Annotated in this window: 20 protein-coding genes; 9 read left to right on the top strand and 11 right to left on the bottom strand. The window is 71.6% G+C overall.

Annotated elements, in window-relative coordinates; translation table 11 throughout:
* Positions 1-30: 30 nt before the first annotated feature.
* Complete coding sequence (locus ACFYO5_RS21440) at positions 31-2082, bottom strand: SpoIIE family protein phosphatase (RefSeq protein ID WP_388710782.1); 2052 nt, start codon at positions 2080-2082, stop codon at positions 31-33.
* Between the two features lie 217 nt (positions 2083-2299).
* On the opposite strand from ACFYO5_RS21440, the gene ACFYO5_RS21435 reads away from it, so the two are divergent.
* From ACFYO5_RS21435 to ACFYO5_RS21420, 4 genes are all read left to right on the top strand, one after another.
* Positions 2300-3151 carry an MIP/aquaporin family protein gene (locus tag ACFYO5_RS21435; protein WP_388710779.1) on the top strand — a complete coding sequence of 284 codons (852 nt, stop codon included), beginning with the start codon at positions 2300-2302 and terminating at the stop codon, positions 3149-3151.
* A gap of 24 nt (positions 3152-3175) precedes the next feature.
* Positions 3176-4693, top strand: a complete 1518-nt coding sequence (gene glpK, locus ACFYO5_RS21430; RefSeq protein WP_388710776.1) for a glycerol kinase GlpK — start codon at positions 3176-3178, stop codon at positions 4691-4693.
* Positions 4694-4924: 231 nt separating this feature from the next.
* A complete protein-coding gene (locus ACFYO5_RS21425; protein ID WP_356570019.1) occupies positions 4925-5890 on the top strand; it encodes a YihY/virulence factor BrkB family protein in 966 nt (321 codons plus the stop codon).
* A 97-nt stretch (positions 5891-5987) separates the two neighbouring features.
* Positions 5988-6701: a hypothetical protein gene (locus tag ACFYO5_RS21420; RefSeq protein ID WP_356570020.1), complete on the top strand. Its 714-nt coding sequence runs from the start codon at positions 5988-5990 to the stop codon at positions 6699-6701.
* A 92-nt stretch (positions 6702-6793) separates the two neighbouring features.
* On the opposite strand, the gene ACFYO5_RS21415 is transcribed toward ACFYO5_RS21420, so the two are convergent.
* A complete protein-coding gene (locus tag ACFYO5_RS21415) occupies positions 6794-7759 on the bottom strand; it encodes an expansin EXLX1 family cellulose-binding protein (protein ID WP_388710772.1) in 966 nt (321 codons plus the stop codon).
* A 235-nt stretch (positions 7760-7994) separates the two neighbouring features.
* On the opposite strand from ACFYO5_RS21415, the gene ACFYO5_RS21410 reads away from it, so the two are divergent.
* Complete coding sequence (locus ACFYO5_RS21410; protein WP_356570022.1) at positions 7995-8417, top strand: ATP-binding protein; 423 nt, start codon at positions 7995-7997, stop codon at positions 8415-8417.
* A gap of 62 nt (positions 8418-8479) precedes the next feature.
* On the opposite strand, the gene ACFYO5_RS21405 is transcribed toward ACFYO5_RS21410, so the two are convergent.
* Together ACFYO5_RS21405 and ACFYO5_RS21400 are read right to left on the bottom strand one after the other, a co-directional pair.
* Positions 8480-8827 carry a DUF1330 domain-containing protein gene (locus ACFYO5_RS21405; protein ID WP_388710769.1) on the bottom strand — a complete coding sequence of 116 codons (348 nt, stop codon included), beginning with the start codon at positions 8825-8827 and terminating at the stop codon, positions 8480-8482.
* A gap of 216 nt (positions 8828-9043) precedes the next feature.
* Positions 9044-9421: a VOC family protein gene (locus tag ACFYO5_RS21400; RefSeq protein ID WP_388710766.1), complete on the bottom strand. Its 378-nt coding sequence runs from the start codon at positions 9419-9421 to the stop codon at positions 9044-9046.
* 227 nt (positions 9422-9648) lie between these two features.
* Here ACFYO5_RS21400 and ACFYO5_RS21395 point away from each other — a divergent pair, with 227 nt between their 5' ends.
* Positions 9649-10134, top strand: coding sequence for a VOC family protein (locus tag ACFYO5_RS21395; RefSeq protein ID WP_388710763.1), 486 nt, complete (start codon positions 9649-9651; stop codon positions 10132-10134).
* 124 nt (positions 10135-10258) lie between these two features.
* Here the strand turns inward: ACFYO5_RS21395 and ACFYO5_RS21390 are convergent, their stop codons facing one another.
* The 5 genes from ACFYO5_RS21390 to ACFYO5_RS21370 form a co-directional block, all read right to left on the bottom strand.
* A complete protein-coding gene (locus tag ACFYO5_RS21390) occupies positions 10259-11875 on the bottom strand; it encodes a glycoside hydrolase family 13 protein (RefSeq protein ID WP_356570026.1) in 1617 nt (538 codons plus the stop codon).
* A 123-nt stretch (positions 11876-11998) separates the two neighbouring features.
* Positions 11999-12874, bottom strand: coding sequence for a carbohydrate ABC transporter permease (locus tag ACFYO5_RS21385; protein WP_356570027.1), 876 nt, complete (start codon positions 12872-12874; stop codon positions 11999-12001).
* A gap of 19 nt (positions 12875-12893) precedes the next feature.
* Complete coding sequence (locus ACFYO5_RS21380; RefSeq protein WP_388710759.1) at positions 12894-13856, bottom strand: carbohydrate ABC transporter permease; 963 nt, start codon at positions 13854-13856, stop codon at positions 12894-12896.
* Positions 13857-14019: 163 nt separating this feature from the next.
* Positions 14020-15462: an ABC transporter substrate-binding protein gene (locus ACFYO5_RS21375; protein WP_388710756.1), complete on the bottom strand. Its 1443-nt coding sequence runs from the start codon at positions 15460-15462 to the stop codon at positions 14020-14022.
* Positions 15463-15705: 243 nt separating this feature from the next.
* Positions 15706-16716, bottom strand: a complete 1011-nt coding sequence (locus ACFYO5_RS21370) for a LacI family DNA-binding transcriptional regulator (protein WP_388710753.1) — start codon at positions 16714-16716, stop codon at positions 15706-15708.
* A gap of 456 nt (positions 16717-17172) precedes the next feature.
* Here ACFYO5_RS21370 and ACFYO5_RS21365 point away from each other — a divergent pair, with 456 nt between their 5' ends.
* Positions 17173-20598, top strand: coding sequence for a CARDB domain-containing protein (locus ACFYO5_RS21365; protein WP_388710750.1), 3426 nt, complete (start codon positions 17173-17175; stop codon positions 20596-20598).
* A gap of 167 nt (positions 20599-20765) precedes the next feature.
* Here ACFYO5_RS21365 and ACFYO5_RS21360 read toward each other — a convergent pair whose 3' ends face one another.
* On the bottom strand, positions 20766-22043 hold the full coding sequence (locus tag ACFYO5_RS21360) for an RICIN domain-containing protein (RefSeq protein WP_388710747.1): 1278 nt from the start codon (positions 22041-22043) through the stop codon (positions 20766-20768).
* A gap of 433 nt (positions 22044-22476) precedes the next feature.
* Positions 22477-23349 (bottom strand): SGNH/GDSL hydrolase family protein, encoded by an 873-nt coding sequence (locus tag ACFYO5_RS21355; RefSeq protein WP_388710744.1) that lies wholly within the window; start codon positions 23347-23349, stop codon positions 22477-22479.
* 305 nt (positions 23350-23654) lie between these two features.
* On the opposite strand from ACFYO5_RS21355, the gene ACFYO5_RS21350 reads away from it, so the two are divergent.
* Positions 23655-24212, top strand: coding sequence for a TetR family transcriptional regulator (locus tag ACFYO5_RS21350; RefSeq protein ID WP_388710741.1), 558 nt, complete (start codon positions 23655-23657; stop codon positions 24210-24212).
* 72 nt (positions 24213-24284) lie between these two features.
* Positions 24285-25475, top strand: coding sequence for an MFS transporter (locus tag ACFYO5_RS21345; protein WP_388710738.1), 1191 nt, complete (start codon positions 24285-24287; stop codon positions 25473-25475).
* Positions 25476-25622 lie beyond the last annotated feature (147 nt).

Here is a 25622-nt window from a genome sequence, read left to right as displayed (position 1 = left end):
CGGGGACGGGCCCGACGCGGAGCAGCCCGCCTACTGCGGACGGGCCATGAGGATGGCGACGTCGTCCTGCGCGGGGTGCGGCAGCATCTGGCCGAGGACGTCGTCGCAGAGTGTCGCGAGGGAGTGTCCGGGCGTCCGCAGGGCCCGGGCGAGCCGGTCGAGGCCCTGGTCGAGGTCCCGGCCGCGGGCTTCGACGAGGCCGTCCGTGTACAGGACGAGCAGGCTGCCCGGCGGAAGCGGGACCTCTTCGGTGCGGAACTCGTGCCCTCCCGTCCCCAGCGGGGTGCCCGGCGGGCCGTCGAGGAACGTGATCGACCCGTCCGGCGCCATCACGGCCGGCGGCGGGTGGCCGGCTCGGGCGACCAGGCATCCGCCGGACGCGGGATCGTGGACGGCGTAGACACAGGTCGCCATCTCGTCCTCGCCCATGTCCGCCACGACGGCGTCCAGTGAGCGGAGCAGGCGGGCCGGATGGATGTCGTGCCGGGCGAGCGCGCGCACCGCCGTGCGGAGCTGGCCCATGACGGCCGCGGCGTGGATCCCGTGACCCATGACGTCCCCGATGACCAGGCCGGTCCTGCCTTCGGGCAGGGTGATGACGTCGAACCAGTCGCCGCCGACGTCGTGTTCGCTGGCCGGCAGGTACCGTCCGGTGAGTTCGAGGCCGGGGACGGCGGGCAGCGCGTTGTTGGTCAGGCTGCGCTGAAGGGTGAGGGCCGCCGCGCGCTGGCGGGTGTACATGAGGGCGTTGTCGATGTTCAGGGCGGCGCGGGCGGCCAGTTCGTCGATGAGGACGCAGTCCTGCTCGTCGAAGGGTTCGCGGCTGCGCAGCCGGGTCACGATGACCGCGCCGAGCACCTTGCCGCGAGCCACCAGGGGGATCAGCCGCGCGGAGCCGAGGCCCATGAGGTACGCGCGCAGCCGGTCGGAGCGGGGCTCGGTGACCAGCGCGGGGACGTCGGAGCGGTACAGGTTCGTGGGACGCCCTTCGGTGATGACCCGCTCGTACAGGGAGCCGCGCGGGATCTGGGACGTCATGCCCGGCAGGAGTCTCGCCGTGGGTGCGGAGGGGTCGGGGAAGTGGGCGGCCATGCGCCGGACCACGCCGCGGGTGGTGGCGGCGGACTCGTCGGGCTGCATGACCTCTTCGAGGATCTGCACATCGGCGGAGTCGGCGAGCTGGGGCACCAGCATCTGCACGATCTCCTCGGCGGTCTGCCGCAGGTCCAGGGTGGTGCCGATGCGGGTGCCCGCCTCGGCCAGCAGGGCGAAGCGGCGTCTGGCCCGTTCGGCGTCGGCCTCGGCGCGCTGGCTCTCGGTGATGTCGATGAGGGACGCGATCACGCCCAGGGTCCGGCCGGCGCCGTCGACGAGGGGGGCGTAGGAGCAGGACCAGGTCCGGTCGTGGTGCGGGTCCGACGCGGTGCGTCCGGTGCGGCGGACGTCGACGACGGCGGTGCCCCGCTCCATGACCCGTCTCATCGTCGACTCCAGTGCCGCGGCGTTGACGCCGGGCACCACCTCGGTCAGGCGTTTGCCCACGTGGTCGGCGGCGGAGAGGCCGTTCATCCGGGCGAGCGCGTCGTTGGCCCGCAGGAAGCGCAGGTCGGTGCCGAGGGTGGCCAGGCCGATGGGCGACTGCCGGAAGAGGCTCTCCAGGGCCGCCAGTGAGTCACGCATCCGCAGGACCTGGGAGGTCTCCACGGCGATCAGCAGCGCGCCGGCCCGTCCGCGGGGGTCGACGGCCGGCACGATCCACATCTCCATCGTCACCTGGTGGCCGTCGCGGTGGCGTACCCACAGGGTGCCGACGACGGTCTCCCCGGCGTGCACCCGGCGGGTCAGCTGGTCGGCGAGTTCACCGTTGCCCTCGGGGACCAGCAGGTCCGAGGCGGGTCGGTCGAGGACGTCCTCGGGTCGGTAGCCGAGCAGGTCCTGGGCGGCCAGCGACCACTCCACGACGCGTCCGTCCGCGTCCTCCCGCCAGAGCGCGATGGGCAGCAGTTCGCGCAGCACACCCGCGTACCCGACAGCCGTGGAGGGCTGTTCGGGCACCGGTCCCGCCGTCTGGTGAGCGTTCACCGCACGACCTAACCACCAGGCAATACGTCACATGAAAACACCCTATCCGGAAGAGCCGAGTCCACCAGGCGGCACGCCCGTTCCCGAGGCGGCGGACAAGGGGGGACGGCCGCAATATCACTCCATTCGAGCGATTTCACGCTTATCGACTTATGCTGTCGTCGGGAGGGCTCGGTAATCGAGGAGCCGGTTTTCGACCGGCGGGAAGCGAGCTTCCATGGCTGAGCGACTGAAAAGGTCAGGACTGATCGGCGAGCTGTCGGCCGAGTTCGCCGGCACGATGATCCTCATCCTCTTCGGATGCGGCGTCGTCGCCCAAGTGGTCGCCGGCGGAGCCCTGACGACACCGCCGGGCGGCCTCGGCAACCACGACAGCATCGCCTGGGCCTGGGGCATCGGCGTCACCCTGGGCGTGTACGTCGCGGCACGGTTGAGCGGCGCCCATCTCAATCCCGCGGTGACCGTCGCGCTCGCGGCGTTCAAGGGATTCCCCTGGCGCAAGGTCGCGCCCTACGCGCTGGCGCAGACGGCGGGCGCCTTCGTGGCCGCCCTCATCGTCCGGTGGAACTACACCGAGGCCCTGGCGAAGGCCGACCCCGGCCACACCATCAAGACACAGGGGGTCTTCTCCACACTCCCCGCCAACGGCAACCCCAACCTGCCGGTCCACGAGTGGGGAGCCTTCCGCGACCAGATCATCGGCACCGCAATCCTGCTGCTGCTGATCCTGGCCGTCACGGACCTGCTCAACAACCCGCCCGGCGCGAACCTGGCCCCGTTCATCGTGGGCCTCATCGTCGTGGCCATCGGCATGGCCTGGGGCACCAACGCCGGCTACGCGATCAATCCGGCGCGTGACTTCGGCCCCCGGCTGGCCAGCTTCCTCACCGGCTACGGCGGAGCGTGGCGAGATCAGTACGGGAACTTCTACTTCTGGGTGCCGATCATCGGTCCCCTGATCGGCGGTCTGCTCGGCGCCGGCCTCTACAAGGCGTTCATCGGCCGGTTCCTGCCGACGGCGGAGCCCGAACCCCCCGGCCGCGTCCCCGCCCCCGACTCCGAGCGCTGACACCCTCAGCAAAGGCGGCATTCCATGGCTGACTTCGTGGGCGCGGTGGACCAAGGCACCACCAGCACCCGATTCATGATCTTCGACCACGCCGGGAACGAGGTGGCGAAGCACCAGTTGGAGCACGCCCAGATCCTGCCGCGGTCCGGATGGGTCGAGCACGATCCCGTGGAGATCTGGGAACGCACCAACTCGGTGATGCAGAACGCCCTGCGGCACGGGAACCTGTCCCCGGAGGACCTCGCCGCGATCGGCATCACCAACCAGCGGGAGACCACGGTGGTGTGGGATCCGCGCAACGGACGCCCCTACTACAACGCCATCGTCTGGCAGGACACCCGCACCGACTCCATCGCCGCGGCCCTGGAACGCTCCGGCAAGGGCGACGTCATCCGCCGCAAGGCGGGCCTGCCCCCGGCGACGTACTTCTCCGCCGGCAAGATCCAGTGGATCCTGGAGAACGTCGACGGGGTCCGTGAGGCGGCGGAACAGGGCCACGCCGTCTTCGGCAACACCGACAGCTGGGTCCTGTGGAACCTGACGGGCGGCCCGGACGGCGGAATCCACGCCACCGACGTGACCAACGCCAGCCGGACCATGCTGATGGACCTGGAGAGCCTGGACTGGGACGACGAACTGCTGGGCTTCTTCGGGATCCCGCGGGCCATGCTGCCCACCATCAACTCCTCCTCCCACCGCGAGGCGTACGGGGTCACGCGCACCTCCCGGCCCCTGCGCGCCGCCATCCCCATCACCGGCGTGCTCGGCGACCAGCAGGCCGCCACGGTGGGACAGGTCTGCTACGCCCCCGGTGAGGCCAAGAACACCTACGGCACCGGCAACTTCCTGGTCCTCAACACCGGTACGGAGCTGGTTCGTTCGCAGCACGGGCTGCTCACCACGGTGGCGTACCGGTTCGGCGACGAGCCGGCGGTCTACGCCCTGGAGGGCTCCATCGCGGTCACCGGGTCCGCGGTGCAGTGGCTGCGCGACCAGATGAAGATCATCAGCAGTGCCGACGAGAGCGAGACGCTGGCCCGTACCGTCCAGGACAACGGCGGCATGTACTTCGTCCCGGCGTTCTCCGGCCTGTTCGCCCCGTACTGGCGCTCCGACGCCCGCGGCGCGATCGTCGGCCTGGCCCGCTACAACGACAACGGCCATCTGGCCCGGGCGACCCTGGAGTCGATCTGCTACCAGAGCCGTGACGTCGTCGAGGCCATGGAGCAGGACTCCGGTGTCCACCTCGACGTGCTGAAGGTCGACGGCGGTGTGACGGCCAACGACCTGTGCATGCAGATCCAGGCCGACGTGCTCGGCGTCCCGGTCAGCCGTCCGGTCGTCGCCGAGACCACCGCGCTCGGCGCCGCCTACGCGGCCGGACTGGCGATCGGCTTCTGGCGCGACACCGACGAACTGCGCACCCACTGGCAGGAGTCCGAGCGCTGGCAGCCCCAGTGGTCGGACGAGCAACGGGCGGAGGGTTACGCGGGCTGGAAGAAGGCGGTGGAACGCACACTCGACTGGGCCAAGGTCGATTAGGCGTCCTTCCCCACGGCGCTCCTCGCGGGGCGGCGGACAGTTCGGCGGCGGGACCGGCGGCGACAGCCGACGCCGGTCCCGCCCACGTCGGCTGCGGGTCCCTCGCCCCGGCCCGCGCCGCCCGGCGGCCGGCGCGGGCCGGGGCCGGGGTACGGTGCGGTGTCCGGGGCAGTCGGACAGGCAGAGACCCGGAGGGCAGCTCCGGCCGAACACAGGGGGAGCCGGTCCGCGATGGGAACCGCCGTCCACGTGCCGCAGACCAGGGACATGATCGGGGAGGAGCTGTCCGGCGACGAGGCGCTGACCGCGTTGCGGCGCTACGGCGGCATCCCCCTGTTCCTCGACTCGTTCACCCGGTTCCGGTACGCCGACGGCTTCACCAACGCGCGGGCGCTCGCCTTCCAGGTCGTGCTCGGACTGGTGCCCTTCACGCTGGCCCTGGTGGGCCTGGCGACGTCCGTGCACACCGACTCCGTGGGCCGGATCATCGAGATGACGCTCGGCGACATCGTGCCCGGTGCCGGTGCCGACGTACTGGACGACGCGTTCGCCGGGACGCGGCGCAGCGCGCACGGCGACGTGTGGAGCACCCTCGCGCTGTGGCTGGGACTGGGGTTCGCGATGCTGAACCTCGCCTCGGCGATGGCCCAGATCGAGCGCGGCGCGAACCGCATCTACGGCATCGAGCGGGACCGGCCCTTCCCGCGCAAGTACGGACGTGCCCTGCTGCTGTCGGTCGCGGCCGGCATGCCGCTGGTGTTCGGGTTCGTGGCGCTCGTGGCCGGCGGGCCGCTCGGCGACGCCGTCGCCGAGACCCTCGGTTCCGGCGCCGGCGGGCACCGCTGGTGGAACGCGGTCCGGATCCCGGTGGGTCTGGCGCTCGCGTGGATCGCCTCCGCCGTCATCTTCCGCTGGTCTCCGCGCCGCAGGCAGCCCGGCTACACCTGGCTCGCCTTCGGCAGCGCGCTGCACCTGGTCCTGTGGGTCACGGTCACCTGGCTGCTGTCGCTGTACGTGGGCCGGAGCGCCTCGTTCGGCGCGGTCTACGGGCCGCTCACCGCCTTCGTCGCCCTGCTGCTGTGGGCCAACGTCACCGCGATCGCCCTGTTCCTCGGCATCGCCTTCGCCGCCCAGCTGGAGGCGGCACGGGCCGGGATCGAGGCGCCCGTCCGACCCGACCCGGGACCCGGCTCCTGACCCGTCGCCGTATAGCGTCGGGGGAATGGACGACGAACCCCTCCCGGACCCTCTCGCGCGAACCCGTCCCGGCCCGCTCGGGGACGACTGTTATCCCTTGGTTCACCATGAGCCCGCTCCCGAGCGGTACGGGCGCCTGCGCGTACGGTCCACCGATCTGCGCCCCGCCGAGTGGCTCACCGAACGGGCCCCCGGCTACGGCGCCTTCGGGACCGTGGCGGGCGTCTGCGCGCCCGGCTTCGCCGCCTACGCCCGGGTGCTGCACCCGGCGTCGCTGGACGAGCGGCCGGTGCGATGGGCGACGGTGGCCGCCGCCCTGGGGCGCGCCGTGGGACCCGACACCGCCTGGCACGAGGTGATCGGCATGGACCGCGACTACGTCAACGCCTGCGAGTACGGCCTGCCCGGCGTCTGGGACGAGCATCCGGCGGAAGGGCCGACCCCGCCCGCGCTCGCCCTGTCCCTCATCCCCGTCCTGGCCCGGCACACCCGGACCGCCGAGAACTGCTGGTTCGGGCTGTGGCACGGCTACGGCCGCTGGGACTTCGGCGGGTACCCCTCGTTCGAGACCCCCGGCCGCGACGAGGTGCTCCTGTCCGGCACGCTCACCGAGGCGGTCAGCCCGGTCGAGCTGGACGAGTTCGCCGAACTGCCCGACCTGTGGTGGCCCGACGACCGTGCCTGGTGCCTGGGCGGCGACGTGGACCTGGTGAGCACCTACGTCGGCGGGTCGCCGGAACTGATCGCCGAACTCCTCGCCGACCCGGGCCTGGAGGCCCACCCGGTCACGGCGGGCGACCGGGTGAACTGACGGCGACCGCGCGCCGCGCCGCCCCTCCTGGGACGAGGGGGCGGCGCCGCGTCGGGGAAGGGCTGTCCCCGTGGTGGGATCGTCCGTTGCCGTCAGTGCCGCCGGAACTGGACCCCGGTCGGTTGCAGGACGTCCGCGCGCACGGGGATGTCGTCGAGCTGGAGCTGTTCGCCGTAGATGTCGGTGATCCTGAGGGCGCCTCCGCAGCCGGTGCCCTGCTCGGAGAGGAAGTAGTTGAACTCGGCGCGGGGCAGCGGACGCCACGCTCCCTGCGCCCGGACCTCCAGCCGCGCCACCGGGTTGCGGTGGCCGACGACCTGGATGCCGCACCAGTACTCGGTGGAGCCGGTCTTGTAGCGGACGGCGACGGTGTCGGAGGTACTGGGGCTCAACAGGGTCCACGTGATGGGCAGTTCCCCAGCCGACAGTGCGCCCAGTTTCGCGAACGCCTGCTTGCTCAGGTCCAGTTGGCCGGGAGCGCAGGGCAGCGGGCACTCGTTGGTGACCTTCACCGTGACGGAGGCGCCGCTCGCCGCACGGACCCGGACGTATGCCCCGCACGCCCTGGACGTCTCGTAGTCGGTGTGGTTCATCGCCGCGATCATGAGGTCGTCGCTCGGGCCGAACAGACAGGCGCCGTCGCCGTCCCCGGCGTCGTAATGGGTGGCGAGTCCGCGGTAGGTGACGCCGGGACGGATCCGGCCCGCCGACGGCGCCTCCGCGGTGACCGCCCGCGCGGGCTCCGACGCGGACGCGCGCGCCACCGGAGTCGCCGCGGGGGTCTTCGACGGGCCGGCGCCGGGGGTCGCCGTGGGCGAGGCGGAGGACGTGGTGGACGGGGAGGGTGACGGGGGTCCGGAGGGGCCGCGCGACACGTCGGCTGACGGGGCGTCGGCGGCGGAGGCCGCGACGGAACGACCCGGATCGCTGCCGCCGTCCGGACGCAGTGCCGTCACCAGGTAGACGAGAACGCCCGCGGCGACCAGCGCCGCGGTCACCGTCGTCCATGGTCCGCGCCTGCTCCTGCGGCGTCGCGCGGCGTGCCTCGTAGCCTTCATGTCCGTCCGTTCGGAAGAGCGGGTCGACTTCACGTCACCCTGTCGCCGCCCGACGCCGAAAGGTTGCCGCCGCTCCCCTTCCGCGCGCGAACTCCCGGTAGGGCGCCGGGCGCACCGCCCCGCGAACGGACAGCGGGGAGCGGACGATCCGTGCCGTCCGTCCCGCGACACGCCTCACCTCGCTGTCCGGGGGTACCCGCCCATCCTCACGGCATTTCCTTCGAAAGGGGTCAGGATGGACGGGTCGGCGGTACGGGCGGTCGGGTGGGCGCGGACCCTGCCATTGGACACTTCGGTGAAGGCCGCCCGCGACTGGGCCCGGGGACACCTCGACTCCCTGGGCTGGAGCACCGAGGCCGCGGAGACCTCCGACGCCGTTCTGCTGACGGTCTCCGAGCTGGTCACGAACGCCCACCGGCACGCCCACAGCAACGCCCAGCTCGTCATGGTGTGGGACAGCCAATGCCTGCACATCGCGGTCCACGACCACTCGGGCGAGCTGCCCTCTCCCCGGCAGCCCAGCACCGACCGGGTCGGAGGGCGGGGCATGCTCCTGATCGACGCCCTGGCCGACAGCTGGGAGGCGCACCCCTGTCCGCACGGGAAGACGGTCACGGCCTGCTTCCGTCCGCCCGCGGCGGACGCCGGGCCCGGCTGAACGGACCGGGGTCCGGCCGCTCGTCGGGCAGCGGCTCCGCTGTCGGGCGGGCAGCGGCTCCGCTATCGGGCGGGCAGCGCCTCGCGCATCGCCCTTCCCGTGAGGGTCGCGTCGTAGCCCTCGGGGACGCCCGGGACCAGGATGATGTCGCCCTCGATGTGCCGTGCGCGCAGCGGCGCGATCTCCTGATACGCGGCGGAGGCCCACCAGGCGCGCGCCCGGGCGATCGAGGGGAAGCCGATCACCACGACGTGTCCTGGCCAGGCGCCCTCCATCACCTCGTGCTGCGCACCGTGCACCAGGAAGCGGCCGCCGTACGGTTCGAACGTCGCGGTGATGCGCTCGATGTACTCGGCGACCTCCGCGTGCGGTGCCGCCTCCTGCAAGTGGGCGATCGCGTAGGCAGACATGGTGTCCTTCCGTCCGTTCGGGCTCTCGACACCCACGATCCTGCGCCTTCGAGGGGCCGGCGGTCGATTACCCGAGAGGTAGGCACGGCGCCGCACGGCACCCGCCCCGCGCCGGGCGAACCCCTACGCTTCGCGCGACACCGGGTTCCCGCGAGGGACGAGAAGCCGCCCCCAACTGCCTTCGTGGCCGGGGGGCGGCTTCTCATTTGCGTGCGGTCAGGTCGAGGGACGGTTGCGGCACAGGCAGAACGGATGCCCGGCCGGATCGGTGTAGACCTGCCAGCCGTAGCCCGACTCACCGACGAAACTCTTCTCGAAGGTGGCACCCAGCTCGATCACCCGGCGCTGCTCGGGCTCGAACTCGTCCACTTCGAAGTCGAGGTGGAACTGCTGCGGATGCTCCTGGCCCGGCCAGGAGGGCCGCTGGTAGTTCTCCACGCGCTGGAAGGACAGCTCGATGCCGTCGTTGCGCAGGTTGACCCAGTCCTTCTGGCTTATGTCGGTGTTGATCTCCCAGCCCAGCAGCTTCGCGTAGAACTCGGCCAGCTTCCAGGGGTCGGGGCAGTCCAGGATGACATCGGTGAGCTTCAGCATCCCCTCATCGTAGGTCGGGGCGCGGGCACCCTCGATGGAGGAGATCGGCGCACGCCGACACCGAGTCGGCGAGCCGTGCCGTCCGGGGGCGGGCGTCTGCCTGCGCGTGCCCGCGACCGGACACCCGCGGAGCCACTCCGACGCTTGACCTCAACCAAACCTGAGCTTCTAGGTTCCTACCAGGGCCGCGGGAACCGACCGGCGGCGCCGCTTCCAGGAGGTTCGCCGTGGCCGAGCGCACGACCCACATCGAGATTCCCGACCGCTACCGCTATGCCGTGATCCCGCACATCGTGGTCGAGGACGCCGCCGCGGCGATCGACTTCTACCAGCGGGCGTTCGGCGCCCGTGAGGACTTCAGGATCGACGCCCCCGGCGGCCGGATCCTGCACGCCGAGATCACCGTCGGACGGTCGGCCCTGATGCTGGGCGACGCCGGCGTGGACGAGGCGGCGGCCACCCCCTTCGCCGCGCCGACCTCGCTCGGCGGAGGTACGTCCGTCATGCTGCATGTCTTCGTGCCGGACGTCGACGGTCTGGCGGAGCGCGCGGAAGCCGCCGGCGCCGAGATCCTCCAGCCGCCGAAGGACATGTTCCACGGCGATCGCACCGTCGTCCTCAGGGACCCTTCGGGTCACCTGTGGGTCTTCCTCACCCACCTGGAGGACGTCTCCGAGGAGGAGCTTCGCCGCCGCCTGACCGCCGCCGGGTGACCGGACTTCGCGCGCGCGGCGACCGGACCGCACACCGGGCGCCGTGCCGTCCCGCGCCACGGCACCCCTCCCAGGTGCTCGGGGTGGAGGCACTCGGGCGCCGGACGTGATCGGCGGACGGGTCCTAGACGCGCAGCCAGGCCGCCGTGTCGGTGGGCAGCTTCCCGTCGTCCGCCAGGGGGCCGCTGGCGAGGAGGACGGTCTCGTGGTCCGGCAGGTCGGCCGGGGCGCCGCCCAGGTTGACCACGCAGACCAGTCCCGGCGCGCGGCGGAACGCGAGGACCTCGTCGGCGGCGGGCAGCCACTCCAACGGGCCGTCGCCCAGGCCGGGATCGGTGCGGCGCAGCCGCAGGGCCGTGCGGTACAGGGTCAGCATGGAGGCGGGGTCGGCGGCCTGGCGGTCGGCGGCGTACGCGGACCAGCCGGTGGGCTGCGGCAGCCAGGGTTCGGCGTCCGAGCCGAAGCCGGCGTGGGGAGCGTCGGCGGTCCACGGCAGGGGGACGCGGCAGCCGTCGCGGCCGGGGTCGGTGCCGCCGGAGCGGAAGTGCATGGGGTCCTGGATGCGGTCGCGGGGGATGTCCGCCTCCGGCAGGCCCAGTTCCTCGCCCTGGTAGAGGTAGACGGAGCCGGGCAGGGCGAGGGTGAGGAGAGCGGCGGCACGGGCCCGGCGGGTGCCCAGCTCCAGATCGGTGGGGGTGCCGAAGGCCTTGGTGGCGAAGGTGAAGCCGGTGTCCTCGCGGCCGTAGCGCGTGACCGTGCGTGTCACGTCGTGGTTGCACAGCACCCAGGTGGCGGGGGCGCCGACGGGGGCGTGCTCGGCGAGGGTGTCGTCGATGGCCGTGCGCAGCCGCGCGGCCTCCCACGGGCAGGCCAGGAAGGTGAAGTTGAACGCGGTGTGCAGTTCGTCGGGGCGCAGGTAGCGGGCGAAGCGCTCCGCGTCCGGGAGCCACACCTCGCCGACGAAGACGCCGTCGTGGGCGTCGGCGACGCGCCGCCAGGAGCGGTAGATGTCGTGGAGTTCGTCGCGGTCGACGTAGGGGTGGGGGTCGCGGCCCTCGACGAAGTCGGGCAGGGCGGGGTCCTTGGCGGGCAGGGCGGCCGAGTCGATACGGACGCCCGCGACGCCCCGCTCGAACCAGAACCGCAGGACGTCCTCGTGTTCCTCGCGGACCGCCGGGTGGGCCCAGTTGAGGTCGGGTTGCTGCGGGGTGAACAGGTGCAGGTACCACTCGCCGTCCTCGACCCGGGTCCAGGTCGGGCCCGCGAACTGTGACGGCCAGTCGTTGGGCGGCAGTTCGCCGTGCTCACCGCGTCCGGGGCGGAAGTGGAACAGCTCGCGTTCGGGGCTGCCGGGTCCGGCGGCGAGCGCCGCCCGGAACCAGGGGTGCTGGTCGGAGACGTGGTTGGGCACGATGTCGACGATGGTGCGGATGCCGAGGGCGCGGGCCTCGGCGATCAGCTTCTCGGCCTCGTCGAGGGTGCCGAAGGCGGGGTCGATGGCGCGGTAGTCGGCGACGTCGTAGCCGCCGTCGGCGAGCGGCGAGACGTACCAGGGGGTGAACCAGACGGCGTCGACGCCCAGTTCGGCGAGGTAGGGCAGTTTCGCCCGTACGCCCGCGAGGTCCCCGGTGCCGTCGCCGTCACCGTCGGCGAAGCTGCGGGGGTAGACCTGGTAGATGGCAGCGTCACGCCACCAGGGGTCCGAGTGGCCGGGGGTCGTGTCGCGATGCGGGGCTGCCACGTGAGGGTCCTTTCGGGGCAGGGTGGTTCTCCGCCGCCGCCTCGGACAGCGGGGCGGCGAGGACGGGCGGCGGCGGAAAGGTCGGGAGGGCGGTGGTGCACCGGTGCCGGGAGGCGAGACGCGTCAGCCCTTGAGGCCGCCCGCGGTCAGTCCGCTCATGATGTTGCGCTGGAAGAGGAGGAACAGCAGCAGGGTCGGCAGGGAGGCGATGGTCAGGGCGGCGATCAGGACGTTCTCGGGCACGCTCGTGGCGAGCGAGTAGACGCCGACGGCGAGGGTCTGTCCGGTGGGGTCGGGCAGCACCAGCATCGGCCAGAGGAAGTCCTTCCAGACGCCGACGACGGCGAAGATGGACACCACCCCGAGGATGGGCCGGGAGATCGGCAGGACGACGGACCACAGGACGCGCAGCGGTCCGGCGCCGTCCATGGAGGCCGCGTCGAGGAGTTCCCGGGGGATGGAGTCGAAGAACCGCTTCAGCAGGAAGATGGAGAAGGCGTTGGTCACCGAGGGCAGCCAGATGGCCCACGGCGAGTTGAGCAGGTTGCGTTCGACGATCGGCACGTCCAGCACGGTGAGGTACTGGGGTACGACGAGGACGGTCGCCGGGATCATCAGGGTGACGAGCATCATCCCGAGGACGGCCTTGCCGAGGACGGGCCGCAGCCTGGACAGCGAGTAGGCGGCGGCGACGTCCAGGACCAGTTGGAAGGCGAGCGCCCCGAAGGCGTAGTACAGGGTGTTCAGGAGCAGTCGGGCGAGGTCCATGACCTCCCAGGCCCGCCGGTAGTTCTCGGGGTGGACGGAGGCGGGCACCCAGGTCGGGGGTGTCTGGACGGCTTCCTGGGTGGTCTTGAGTCCGCCGGACACCATCCAGTACAGGGGGCCCAGGAAGGCCAGCGTGAACAGGGCGACGACGAGCGCGAAGGCGAGCCAGTAGAGGAGTCTGCCGCGCGGCCGGGCCAGTCGGGCGGGTGAGATGAGCGTGCGTGTGGACATGTGCGTGTCTCCCCCGGTCCTAGTCGTCGGCGGCGCGGCTGAGCCTGGTGTACGCGGCCGAGAAGCCGGCCAGCAGTACGAGCAGGAGCAGGCCGAGCGCGGCCGCGGCACCGTAGTTGTTGAAGTTGAAGGCGTACTGGTAGATGAGGTAGACGACCGTCGTGGTGGAGCCCTCCGGTCCGGCGCCGCCGGTGAGCAGGAAGGGTTCGATGAAGACCTGCATGGTGGCGATGATCTGCATGAGGAGCATCAGCAGCAGCACGAGCCGGGTCTGCGGGATCGTCACGTGCCACACCTTGCGCAGCAGGCCGGCCCCGTCGAGTTCGGCGGCCTCGTACAGTTCGCCGGGGACGCCCTGGAGTGCGGCCAGGTAGATGAGGGTCGCGCCGCCCATGTTCATCCAGGTGGAGGCGACGACCACGGAGAGCATCGCGGTGTCGGGGTCCTGGAGCCACTGCTGGGCGGGAACGCCGAGGACGCCGAGGACCTCGTTGAACATGCCGTACCCGGGGTCGTACAGGTACTTGAACAGCAGGACGGACGCGGTGGGCGGAAGCATCACCGGCAGGTAGACGAGCAGCCGCAGGTAGCCCTGGCCGTGCCGGAACTCGTTGATGACCAGGGCGGTGAGGAAGGGGACGGCGAAGCCCAGGAGCAGCGCGAGGACGGTGAACCACAGGGTGTTGCGCCAGGCCTGGCCGAAGGCGGGGTCGTTCCAGACGGTGACGAAGTTGTCCCAGCCGGTCCAGCTGACGCGGCCGTTCTCGGTCTTCTGGAAGGCGAGCAGGAACTCGCGGACGATCGGGTACCAGGAGAAGAAGGCGAAGCAGAGCACCGCGCCGATGAGGAATCCGTGGGCGGTGAGGTTGCGGCGCACGGCCGTGGCGAGGCCTGCGGCCGGGGGCCGTACGGCGCCGGGGCGGGTCCGGCGGGGACGGCGCTCCTTGGCCGCCGGGTCCTGCGCGAGGGTGGGGGCCGACATGGGCGCTCCTTGACGTGCTGCGGTGCCGCCGGACGCGTCGGTCCGGGCACGTGACGTGGGCGGTCGGGCTCGCCGTGCCGCCGGGGAGGGCGGGGGCGCGCTCGCGGGCCGGGCGGGGGCGCTCGCGGGCCGGGTCGGTGCGGCGCCGCCCGGCCCCGCGGGGTCACCGCGTGGCGAGGACCTGGTCGACCTGGGACGCCGCCGTCGACAGGAGCTTGTCGATGTCGGCGTCCTCGTTGGTGAGGATGCCGGACATCACGTTGTCGAGGACCTTGTAGATCTCCTGGGCCTTCGGCGGTTCGGCCTTGCCCGGGACCGGGTTGTCCATGAACGCCTTGAAGTTCTCCACCGGCATGGTGGCGTACTGCTTGCGGGCCGCGTCGTCCTTGGCCTTGCTGTCGTTCCTCCACAGGTTGGGCTGCGGGAGTCCGACGGGCAGACCGTCGGCCTTGGCCCGCCGCCAGTCGTAGTGGCCCTTGCCGACGGTGGTGAACTTGAAGTTGAGCCAGGCGACGGCGGCCTTGACCTTGTCGGGCGAAATACCCTTCTTGATCATGTAGTTGTTGCCGCCGGCGAGGGTGTTGCGGCCGCCGGGGATCGGGCCCATGCCGAAGTTCTCGTACTTGGCGCCGAGTTGCTGGACCATGTAGGTCACGTCGTCGGGCGCGGCGAGGAACATGCCGAGCTTGTCGGTGGCGATCTGCTTCTGGAGGTCGCCCCACTTCAGCAGTTGGGTCTTGCCCATCGAGTCGTCCTCCCAGCGCATCGCGTGGAGGTTGCGGGCGACCTGCTTGCCGGTCGCGTCGTCGAAGGCGGCCTTCTTCCCGGAGGCGTCGACGACGTCACCGCCGAGGCTGTACATCTGCGCGGTGAAGTGCCAGCCGCCGGTGTTGGCCGCGCTGTACTCGCCGAACCCGGCGACGCCGCCGCCGAGGGCCGCGATCCTCTTGGCCGCCGCGCGGACGTCCTCCCAGGTGGCCGGCGGGGTGTCGGGGTCGAGGCCGGCCTCGGTGAAGAGTCTGCGGTTGATCAGCAGGCCCATCCGGTAGTTGCTGGTGGGCAGGCCGTAGAGCTTGCCGTCCCGTGTGAGGGAGGCGAGGACGTCGGGGTCGATGTCCTTCAGCAGCGGAACGGTCCTGTCGTTGACGTAGGCGCTGATGTCCTGGGCGCCGTCGTTGTCGAGGACCTGCTCCAGGTCGGTGAAGTACGTGTAGAACACGTCGGGCTGGGACTTGGCCTTGAGCATGGCGGTGAAGCGGGGCGGCTCCAGACACTGGCCCGGGGTGGACCGGCCCCGGACGGTGACGTGGGGGTACGTCTTGTTGAACTCCTCGACGTCCTCGTTCCACTCCTTCAGCTCGGCCGCCTTCGCCGCCGGGGGCATGCAGTCGATGGTGATGGTCACCTTGGTCCCGGGGTCCAGCGGCGCGGTGGGATCCGAGTTCGCGCCGTCCCCGGAACCGTTGTCGTCGTCGGTGTCGCTGCTCGTGCCGCAGGCGGCGAGCGCCGTCAGCGTGAGCGCGGAGACGAGGGCGACCGCGCCGGCGCGGCGGGTGCGACGAGTGCGATGCGTGCGGGGGGTGCGGCGGAACCGAACTCTTCTCATGGGTGGTCCCCTTCGGGCATGAACGTGGAAGGCGCCCCCGTCGCCGATGCGATGTGGGGCGCCGCACACTCAACCACCGCCAACAAGTGGTCGCAATATCTCGCGCTGATTTAGTAATTGTTTGACAGTCAGCCGCATACACCCGAGTCCACGCCGGGTCCGGCTGCGCAAGGCCCGTCCCCGGCAGGCCGGTTGACCGGTCCGCGACGGCAGGCCCGCAGCGGCCCGCACCGAGCCCGCCGTTCAGCCGCGCGGAGCCTGCGCCGTCGATCCGCGGACCACCAGTTCGGGTTCGAACAGCAGCTCTCCGGGCGGCACTTCACCACCGCGGATCTGGGCGCACAACAGGTCCACGGCGGCCCGCCCCATGGCCTCGATGGGCTGGCGCACGGTCGTCAGCGGGGGCTCGATGCAGTTCATGAACGCCGAGTCGTCGAAGCCGACGACCGACACCTGTCCGGGCACCGCGAGGCCGCGGCGGCGGGCGGCCCTGATGGCACCGAGCGCTAGGGGGTCGCTGGCGCAGACGATGCCGGTGACACCGCGTTCCAGCAGGCGCGTGGTGGCCGCCTGGCCGCCCTCCAGGGAGAACATCGAGCGCTCCACCCGGTCGTCGGGCAGGGGGGAGCCGGCCGCCTCGGCGGCGGCGCGTGCGGCGGCGAGCTTGCGCCGGGAGGGGATGTGGTCACCGGGTCCGAGCACGACGCCGATGCGCTCGTGACCCAGCAGCGAGAGGTGGCGCCAGGCCTGCTCGACGGCGACGGCGTCGTCGCAGGAGACGCAGGGGAAGTCCAGTTCCGCTATGGGGGCGTTGATCAGCACCACCGGGATCCGCCGCTCGGCGAGTTGGTGGTAGTGCTCGTGCGGGGCGTCGGCCTGAGCGAACAGCCCACCGGCGAACACCACCCCCGAGACGTGCTGCTGGAGCAGCAGCTCGACGTAGTCCGCCTCGGAGACGCCGCCCTTGGTCTGGGTGCACAGCACCGGGGTCAGCCCCTGCTGGGCGAGGGCCGCGCCGATGACCTCGGCGAGCAGGGGGAAGATCGGGTTCTGCAGCTCGGGCAGGACCAGGCCCACCAGGCGGGCGCGTTCGCCGCGCAGCTGGGTGGGGCGCTCGTAGCCGAGCACGTCCAGCGCGGTCAGGACGGACTGCCGGGTGGCGTCCGACACCCCGGGCTTGCCGTTGAGGACCCGGCTGACCGTGGCCTCGCTGACCCCAACCTTCTTGGCTACCTGAGCAAGTCGTCGCGTCATGAACGAAAGGCTAGCGCAAGCGATGCAAGCGTTTTGCGTGAATGCCGAGCGTGCGGGACGTCGGCGGCGAGGCTGTCGTGGGCGGCTCACCGGGCGCGACGTCATCCGTCCTGGTTCTCGGCCGGGTCGCCCCCTCCCTCGGCGATTCGGCCTGTGACCGCCCCCGCCAGCGGCTTTCGCGAGGACTGTCGGGAAAAGCAAGTCGGCCGACAAGCGGCGCAAGCGACTTGCGCGTCAACCGGCGCTCCTCCCCGGACCGTTGACAAACCGAAGACTCGCGAGAAACCTGTGGACGTAGTTTCCGCAAAGAATCGACCGTCCGACTCAAATCACCTGCACGGCCGGCGTTTTCTCGCTCGGGTGGACCCCTCGGGGTCGTCCCGCTCTCTCCTCCCCGCACCTCCCCCGCCGGTCCGCCGCGCCCTCCGCCGCGCCACCGATCGAACTGAGGACACCATGAGATGGAGACCACCAGGCCGTCGGCCACTGACCGGCGTCGTCATCGCCGCTCTGGTCACGACGGGACTGCTGCCGCTGGGTTTCGCTCCCCCCGCCCAGGCCGAACCGGCCGCCGCCGACGTCAACCTGGCCCTCGGCCGCCCGGCGACCGCGGGCGGCTCGCACGCCGAGTACCCGGCGTCCCGCACCACCGACGGCGCCCAGGCGTCCTACTGGGAGGGCCCCGCGGGCTCCTTCCCGCAGTGGGTGCAGGTCGACCTCGGCGCTCCCCGCGACGTGGACCGGGTCGTGCTGAAACTCCCGACGGGCTGGGAGGGCCGCGACCAGACCCTGTCCCTCCAGGGCAGCACCGACGGCTCCGCGTTCAGCACCCTCGCCACCTCGGCGGTCCGGGTCTTCGACCCGGTGCGGGCCAACACCGTGTCCGTCGCACCGGCCTCCCCCGCCGACGTCCGCTACGTCCGCGTCAGCATCTCCGGCAACACCGGCTGGAACGCGGCCCAGCTCTCCGAACTGGAGGTCTACGGCGAGGACGGCGGCACGCAACCGCCACCCACCGGCACCAACCTGGCCCGGAACAAGCCCGTCGAGGCCACCTCCTCCGTGCAGAACTACGTGGCCGCCAACGCCACCGACGACTCGACCTCCACCTACTGGGAGGCGGCCGGCCACCCCGCCGACCTCACCGTGAGGCTGGGCGCCGAAGCCGATCTCTCCGCCGTGGTCGTCAAGCTCGCCCCCGACCCGGTGTGGGCCGCCCGCACCCAGGGCATCCAGGTCCTCGGCCGCCGGCAGGCGGCGGGTGACTTCACCTCCCTCGTCGCCGCGAGGACGTACGCCTTCAGCCCGGCGAGCGGCAACACGGTGACCATCGCGGTCGACGGCCGCTGGGCCGACGTACGCCTGCGGTTCTCCTCGAACACCGGGGCGCCCGGCGGTCAGGTGGCCGAGTTCCAGGTCGTCGGCACCGCGGCGCCCGCCCCCGACCTGACGGTCACCGGCCTCGACTGGACGCCCGCCGCGCCCACCGCACGGGACGCGGTCACCGTCAGGGCCACCGTCCGCAACGCCGGGACCGCACGCTCCGCCGCGACCACCGTCGAAGCCGTCGTCGAGGGCGTGGTCGCGGGCAGCGGCGCCGTCCCGGCACTCGATCCGGGCGCCTCCGCCACCGTGGACGTGGCCACCGGCACGCGCCCGGCGGGCAGTTACGCCGTGTCGGCGGTCGTCGACCCGCGGGGCACCGTCGTCGAGCTGGACGACACCAACAACAGCCGTGCCGCCGCGAACCGACTGGTCGTCGCGCAGGCCCCGGGCCCCGACCTGGAGGTGCGGTCCATCGCCACCAGCCCGGCCAACCCGGCCGTCGGCACCCCCGTCTCCTTCACCGTCGCCGTGCACAACCGCGGGACCACCGCGGTACCGGCCGGGTCCGTGACCCGGGTCCAGGCGGGCTCGACCACCCTGAACGGCACCACCGGCCAGGTGGCTCCGGACGCCACGGTGGACGTGCGGATCAGCGGAGCCTGGACGGCGACCGCCGGCGGGGCCACCGTCACCGCGACCGCCGACGCCACCGGAGTCGTCACCGAGACCGACGAGAACAACAACGTGCTCGCGAAGTCCCTCGTCGTCGGACGCGGTGCCGCCGTTCCGTACACCGAATACGAGGCGGAGGACGGCCGCTACTCGGGCACACTGCTGACGGCCGACGCCGAACGGACCTTCGGACACACCAACTTCGCCACCGAGTCCTCAGGACGCAGGTCGGTGCGCCTCAACTCCACGGGCCAGTACGTGGAGTTCACCTCGACCAACCCGGCCAACTCCCTCGTGGTGCGCAACTCCGTCCCGGACTCGGCGACCGGTGGCGGCGCGGACGCCACGATCAGCCTCTACGCCGACGGCACGTTCGTCCGCAAGCTCACCCTGTCGTCGAAGCACAGCTGGCTGTACGGCTCCACCGACGACCCGGAGGGGCTGACCAACCGTCCCGGCGGCGACGCCCGGCGCCTGTTCGACGAGTCCCACGCGCTGCTGTCGCAGACCTACCCGGTGGGGACCACCTTCCGTCTCCAGCGCGACGCGGGCGACTCCGCCGCGTTCCAGATCATCGACCTCGTCGACCTGGAGCAGGTGGCGCCACCGGCCGCCAAGCCGGCCGCCTGCACCTCGATCACCGAGTACGGCGCCGTCCCCAACGACGGCCTCGACGACACCGACGCCCTCCAGCGGGCGGTCACCGCCGACCAGAACGGCCAGATCTCCTGCGTGTGGATCCCGGCCGGACAGTGGCGGCAGGAACAGAAGATCCTCACCGACGACCCGCTCAACCGCGGCCAGTTCAACCAGGTGGGCATCCGGGACGTCACGATCCGCGGCGCGGGCATGTGGCACTCCCAGCTGTACACCCTGACCCCGCCGCACGAGGCGGGCGGCATCAACCACCCGCACGAGGGCAACTTCGGCTTCGACATCGACCACAACACACAGATCTCCGACATCGCCATCTTCGGGTCGGGCACCATCCGGGGCGGCGACGGCAACGCCGAGGGCGGCGTCGGCCTCAACGGCCGCTTCGGCAAGGGCACGAAGATCACCAACGTGTGGATCGAGCACGCCAACGTCGGTGTGTGGGCCGGCCGGGACTACTCCAACATCCCCGAACTGTGGGGCCCCGGCGACGGACTGGAGTTCACCGGCGTCCGCATCCGCGACACCTACGCCGACGGCATCAACTTCGCCAACGGCACCCGCAACTCCACCGTGTACAACTCCTCCTTCCGCAACACCGGCGACGACGCGCTCGCGGTCTGGGCCAGCAAGTACGTGAAGGACACCGCGGTGGACGTCGGCCACGACAACCACTTCCGCAACAACACCGTCCAGCTGCCCTGGCGGGCCAACGGAATCGCGGTGTACGGCGGTCACGGGAACACGATCGAGAACAACGTCGTCTCCGACACCATGAACTACCCGGGCATCATGCTGGCCACCGACCACGACCCGCTGCCCTTCTCCGGGCAGACCCTGATCGCGGGCAACGCCCTGTACCGCACGGGCGGCGCGTTCTGGAACGAGGACCAGGAGTTCGGTGCCATCACCCTCTTCGCGCAGGGCCAGGACATCCCGGGCGTCACCATCCGGGACACCGAGATCCACGACTCGACGTACGACGGCATCCAGTTCAAGACGGGAGGCGGCGCGATGCCGGACGTGCGGATCACCGACGTCCGTATCGACAGGTCCGTCAACGGCTCCGGCATCCTCGCGATGAGCGGCGCCCGCGGCAGCGCGACCCTGTCGAACGTCACGATCACGGGCTCGGCCGAGGGAGACGTACACGTCGAACCAGGGTCGCAGTTCACGATCACCGGAACCCCGAACGGGGCTTCGCCGGCGGCCCGGCGAGCCCCGCGCTGACCCGCGGCCGATCCCCCCGGTGGCGGGGATCGGCCACCCCTCTCATGGGCCGCGCCCGGTGCCGGAGATCCGGCACCGGGCGCGGCCTGTGCGCCTGCCGCCGCGTCACACGGCGGCCACCGCGACCGGCTCGCGGCGAGCGGCCGGCCCACGCGGGGGTCGCGGGCTCATCGGGTCACCGTCCACTTCTGGCCGACCGCTCCGGTGCAGGTCCAGATCTGGAGGCGGGTGCCGTTGGCGGAGCTGCCGCCGCTGGCGTCCAGGCACTTGTTCGCCTGCGGGTTGACGATGTCCCGCGCGGCCGGGACGGCCCACTGCTGGGCGGCGGTGCCGTTGCAGTCCCACAGCTGGACCGGGGTGCCGTCGGCCGTGCCGCCGGAGGCCACGTCCAGGCACTTGCCGAGGGCGCGGACGGTGCCGTCGGCGCCGACGGTCCACCGCTGGGCGGCGGTCCCGTTGCAGTCGTAGAGCTGGACGGCCGTGCCGTTGGCGGTGTTGGCTCCGGCCACGTCGACGCACTTGCCGCCGACGCCGGTGATGGGGCCGCTGCCGCCCGGCTGGGCGGTGTCGGTGCTGACGCGGACGTAGTCGACGAGGAGTTGCTGGGGGAAGACGGTGCTGCCGTCGGGGTCCCCGGGCCAGTAGCCGCCGACCGCGAGGTTGAGGATGAGGAAGAAGGGCTTGTCGAAGACCCACTGCCGGCCGCCGAGGTCGGCGGGGGTGCGCCGCTGGTACACCGTGCCGTCGACGGACCAGGTGATCGCGTTCGGGCTCCAGTCGACGGCGAAGGTGTGGAAGGCGTCCGCGAAGGCCTGTCCACCGGGCAGGGTGTATCCGGCGCCGATGCCTCCGGAACCGGAGTAGCCGGGACCGTGCAGGGTGCCGTGCACGGCGGACGGCTCGAAGCCCACGTTCTCCATGACGTCGATCTCGCCCGAGTTCGGCCAGCCGACCTGGCCGATGTCGTTGCCCAGCATCCAGAACGCGGGCCACATGCCCTGGCCGCGCGGGATCTTCATCCGGGCCTCGACACGGCCGTACGTCGTGGTGAACCTGCCCGCCGTGTTCAGCCGGGCGGAGGTGTACTCGCACCGTCCGTACCAGCACTGGTAGTTGCCGGGGTTCTCGCGGCGGGCGGTGATCACGAGATGGCCCTGGCCGTCCAGGGCGGCGTTGCGGTTGCCGGCCGTGTAGTACTGCCGCTCGTGGTTGTTGACGTTGTCGCCGGTCTCGACCTGCCATTTGGCGCCGTCGACGCCGGCGCCCGCGGGACCGTCGAACTCGTCGGAGAAGGTGACGGCGGCCGCCTGGGCCTCGGCGACGGCGGACGCGGCGGTCTTCGGCGCGGGCGACGCGCCCTGCGCGAGCCCGGTGGAGAGCGACGCGAAGGCGAGGAGCGGGGCGAGCGACCACAGGAGGCGCCGGGAAAAGCGCGGGGAGTCCATGACTCTCCCTTCGTGGGGCATGACGCGGGGACCGGCCACATCATGCCCATGACAGAGTCGGTCAGGTACGGGCGGGATCGGCCGGTCGGTGCGGCATGGCGGTGGGGGGCAACACTTAGTTCACTGTGTGATTTAAGGAGTGAGTAATCCGGCTGTCAAGAGTTTGGTATGGACCACCTACCACGGGGACCGCGACACCCTTCGACCTGGCCGCCGATCCCGTGGCCCGGTCGACGGCCGCCGCCGCCTTTCCCGGCACCACCTTTGCCTGCGCCACCTTTGCCTGCGCCACCTTTGCCTGCGCCACCTTTGCCTGCGCGCGGCCTTCGCTGCCGCTCCCCACCGCTCCCCACCCCGCCGCGAACGGTGTCGGTGTCCCTGTGCCCGCGGCGGCGGTCGGGGCGGTGGATCGCCCGGTCGGCGGATCGCCCGGTCAGCCGAGGCCGAGGACGTTCATGGTCCGTTCGGCCATGCGGCGCTCGCCGAGGGCGTTGGGGTGGACGGGGACGACGCTGCTGCCGAAGAGGAGGGGTTCGATCCACCGGGTGCCCACGGGCTTGCACGCGTCGTGGCCGTCGGACACCCGGCCGAAGTCGACGTAGGTGGCTCCGCTTTCTTCGGCTGCGCGGCGGACGACGGCGTTGAGGTGGGTCTGGATGGCGCGCAGGTAGGGCACGTCGCCGGAGGCGACGGGGAGCTTCGCGAAGCAGGACGGATCCGCGGTGGCGGGGGTGATCCAGGGGTAGCCCAGCACCGCCACACGGGCGTTGGGGGCCTTGGCGCGGACGCTGCCGAGGGCGGCCCGGAGCGCGGGATACGTGCTCGCGTCGATCTGGTCGTCGAACTTCGTGCCGTTGGCGTCCTTGCAGGGGCTGCCCTGACCCCCGCTCAGCACGCCGGCGGCGGCGCACGCCGTCACGGCGTTGATGAAGGTCCCGTTGTCGTTGCCGCCGATGGTCAGCGTGACCAGGTCGGTGCCCGCGTCGAGGGCGTTCACCTGAGGGGCCGTGCCCGGGTACTGGGCCTGGGTGAAGTCCTTGGTCTGGGCGGCTCCGCAGGTCACGTCCTTGAGGTGGGCGCCCGTCCTGGAGGCGATGACGTGGGGGTAGTTGGCCGTGGATCGCAGGCACAGCAGGTTCGAGAGGTCCACCGGAAGGACGCCCGAACCGGCGCTGTAACTGTCGCCGAGGGCGGCGTAGTCGAGGGGGGTGGCGGCTTGCGCGGGGGCCCCGGTGAGGCTGAGGGCCAGCGTACCGACGGCGGCCAGTGACGTAGCCATGACATGACGCAGGACGGGCTTCGGCATGTGCTCTCGATTCTCGGGGGTGCGGACGCGGCGGAAACGGGCACAGCGATGCCCACGGGCGTACGGGACGCGAGGATTCAGCGGCTCGAGCGAGGTGATGTGCCGACGGCTCGCGCGGGCGCGAGAACGCCCGCCGACGACCGTGACGTGCTGGTTGCGCGGTTACCTGTTGGTACTACCCATAGGTAATGTGCAGGCGCCCGGCAGCCGAGTCAACATAGTTGACCGAAGTTCTTGAACGCCTTACCACGTCGCTCGGCCGAAGACGGCCCACGCTCCGGCTCGGCTCCGCCTATCCTGGCGCGATGTTGCAGACGGGATCCGCCGCGACGACACGCGAGGCCATCCACTCCGCCGCCACCCGACTGTTCCAGCAAGGGGGGTTCGCCCGGACCACCGTCCGCCAGATCGCCGCGGCGGCCGACACCGACCCCGCCCTGGTGATCCGTCACTTCAAGAGCAAGGAGCTGCTGTTCCTGGAGACGATGCACCTGACGATCGACGACGAACCGCTCCTCGACGTCCCCCTGGGGCAGTTGGGCGAACGACTTGTCGAACTCCTCGTCGGCCTCGACGGATCCGCCAGAGGCATCTTCCTCGCCCTGGTACGCGGCAGCAACGAGCCGCAGATCCAGGAGCGGTTGCGCACCACACACGAACAGGTCCTCGTCCGGTCCCTGCGCGGCCGGCTCCGCGGACCGGACTCCGACCTCCGCGCACGCCTCGCGGCCGCCCTGGCGGCGGGTCTCCTGCACACCCTGTGGGTCGTGAGGGACGAAGCCCTGCTGCGCACCGACCGGGCGGAACTGATCTCCCGCTACGGCGCGCTCCTCCAGACGGTCCTCACCCCGGCGGATTCCTGACCGTCGGCCGCCCACCTGCTCACGGGCACGTCGTACCGGGCGGAGACGGGTTGCCGCGTTACCGTCGGCGGCATGGACGGTGAGCGCCGGGGATGGCCGCAGGTTCTGCTCGGCGGGGCCGTCTTCGCCGTGTGCATGGCCGGCACCACCCTCCCGACTCCGCTCTACGGCCTCTACCAGCAGAAGTTCGGCTTCTCCGAGCTGACGGTCACCGTCGTGTACGCCGTGTACGCCTTCGCGGTGATCGGCGTCCTGCTGCTCGCGGGCAACGCCTCCGACACCGTGGGCAGACGTGTCGTGCTCCTCGCGGGCCTGGGCTGCGCGGCGGCGAGCGCCGGCGCGTTCCTCTGCGCCGAGTCGCCGGCCTGGCTGTACGCGGGGCGGCTGCTGTCCGGGTTGTCCGCCGGCCTGTTCACCGGAGCCGCCACGGCGTACATCATGGACCTGGCGCCGCGCGGCGGCGGCCCGCGGGCCACGTTTGTGGCGACGGCCGCCACCATGGGCGGTCTGGGCTGCGGCCCCCTCCTCGCCGGGCTGCTCGCGCAGTACGCGCCCTGGCCGCTGTACCTGCCGTTCGCCGTGCACCTGGCCCTGGTGGTCGTCTCGGCCGCCGTCCTGCTGCGGCTCCCCGAAACCGTCCGGGAGCCGCGCCCGCTGAGCACCGTACGGCCGCAGCGCCCCGCCCTGCCCGCCGAGGTACGGGCCGTCTTCGGGCCGGCGGCGATCGCGGCCTTCGTCGGTTTCGCGCTGTCCGGCGTGTTCACGTCGGTCAGCCCCGCGTTCCTCGCCCAGTCGCTGCACGTGGACAACCATGCGGTCAGCGGGCTGATCGTCGCCCTGGCCTTCTTCTCCTCGACCGCCGGACAACTGGTCGTCGGGCGGGTCGGGGTCCGGCGGTCTCTGCCACTGGGCTGCGCGGCGCTCCTCGTGGGACTCGCACTGCTCGCGGGCGCGCTGCACCGGGAGCTGCTGGCTCTGGTGGTACTGAGCGCGATCGTCGGCGGGATCGGCCAGGGACTCGCGTTCCGCGGCGCGCTGACCGCGGTGGCCGGGGCCTCCCCCGCCGACCGGCGCGCGGCGGTGATCTCGACGCTGTTCGTGGTGGCCTACACGGGCATCTCCGTCCCGGTGATCGGCGTGGGCGTGCTCGCCGAGCCGCTCGGCCTGGAGGGCGCGGGCCTGGTCTTCATCGCCTGCATGGCGATCCTGGTCTCGACGGCGGCGGCGCATCTGCTCCGGCGACCACTACCTAGAAACTCCTGAACGTCCGGGCGGTTCGGAGGAGATTTCTACGCCGGGCCTCCACAGGTCGGCCCTGCACACGTCGGGCCTGCACATGTCGGCCCGCTCACGTCAGCCCTGCTCACGTCGGGCCTGCTCACGGTCGGTCAGCGAGGCCGGGGGCCCGGC

It is taken from the genome of Streptomyces sp. NPDC006259 (assembly GCF_042870975.1).
Taxonomy (GTDB): domain Bacteria; phylum Actinomycetota; class Actinomycetes; order Streptomycetales; family Streptomycetaceae; genus Streptomyces.
Note: the sequence above shows the minus strand (reverse complement) of the source record. Positions and strands in the feature narration are given on the sequence as shown.

What these genes read in the sequence shown, in the direction of transcription:
- ACFYO5_RS21435 (WP_388710779.1), top strand. Translation starts at nt 2,300, where the DNA reads ATGGCTGAGCGACTGAAAAGGTCAGGACTGATCGGCGAGCTGTCGGCC.
- glpK (WP_388710776.1), top strand. Translation starts at nt 3,176, where the DNA reads ATGGCTGACTTCGTGGGCGCGGTGGACCAAGGCACCACCAGCACCCGA.
- ACFYO5_RS21425 (WP_356570019.1), top strand. Translation starts at nt 4,925, where the DNA reads ATGGGAACCGCCGTCCACGTGCCGCAGACCAGGGACATGATCGGGGAG.
- ACFYO5_RS21415 (WP_388710772.1), bottom strand. Translation starts at nt 7,759, where the DNA reads ATGAAGGCTACGAGGCACGCCGCGCGACGCCGCAGGAGCAGGCGCGGA.
- ACFYO5_RS21410 (WP_356570022.1), top strand. Translation starts at nt 7,995, where the DNA reads ATGGACGGGTCGGCGGTACGGGCGGTCGGGTGGGCGCGGACCCTGCCA.
- ACFYO5_RS21405 (WP_388710769.1), bottom strand. Translation starts at nt 8,827, where the DNA reads ATGTCTGCCTACGCGATCGCCCACTTGCAGGAGGCGGCACCGCACGCG.
- ACFYO5_RS21400 (WP_388710766.1), bottom strand. Translation starts at nt 9,421, where the DNA reads ATGCTGAAGCTCACCGATGTCATCCTGGACTGCCCCGACCCCTGGAAG.
- ACFYO5_RS21385 (WP_356570027.1), bottom strand. Translation starts at nt 12,874, where the DNA reads ATGTCCACACGCACGCTCATCTCACCCGCCCGACTGGCCCGGCCGCGC.
- ACFYO5_RS21380 (WP_388710759.1), bottom strand. Translation starts at nt 13,856, where the DNA reads ATGTCGGCCCCCACCCTCGCGCAGGACCCGGCGGCCAAGGAGCGCCGT.
- ACFYO5_RS21375 (WP_388710756.1), bottom strand. Translation starts at nt 15,462, where the DNA reads ATGAGAAGAGTTCGGTTCCGCCGCACCCCCCGCACGCATCGCACTCGT.
- ACFYO5_RS21370 (WP_388710753.1), bottom strand. Translation starts at nt 16,716, where the DNA reads ATGACGCGACGACTTGCTCAGGTAGCCAAGAAGGTTGGGGTCAGCGAG.
- ACFYO5_RS21365 (WP_388710750.1), top strand. Translation starts at nt 17,173, where the DNA reads ATGAGATGGAGACCACCAGGCCGTCGGCCACTGACCGGCGTCGTCATC.
- ACFYO5_RS21360 (WP_388710747.1), bottom strand. Translation starts at nt 22,043, where the DNA reads ATGGACTCCCCGCGCTTTTCCCGGCGCCTCCTGTGGTCGCTCGCCCCG.
- ACFYO5_RS21355 (WP_388710744.1), bottom strand. Translation starts at nt 23,349, where the DNA reads ATGCCGAAGCCCGTCCTGCGTCATGTCATGGCTACGTCACTGGCCGCC.
- ACFYO5_RS21350 (WP_388710741.1), top strand. Translation starts at nt 23,655, where the DNA reads ATGTTGCAGACGGGATCCGCCGCGACGACACGCGAGGCCATCCACTCC.
- ACFYO5_RS21345 (WP_388710738.1), top strand. Translation starts at nt 24,285, where the DNA reads ATGGACGGTGAGCGCCGGGGATGGCCGCAGGTTCTGCTCGGCGGGGCC.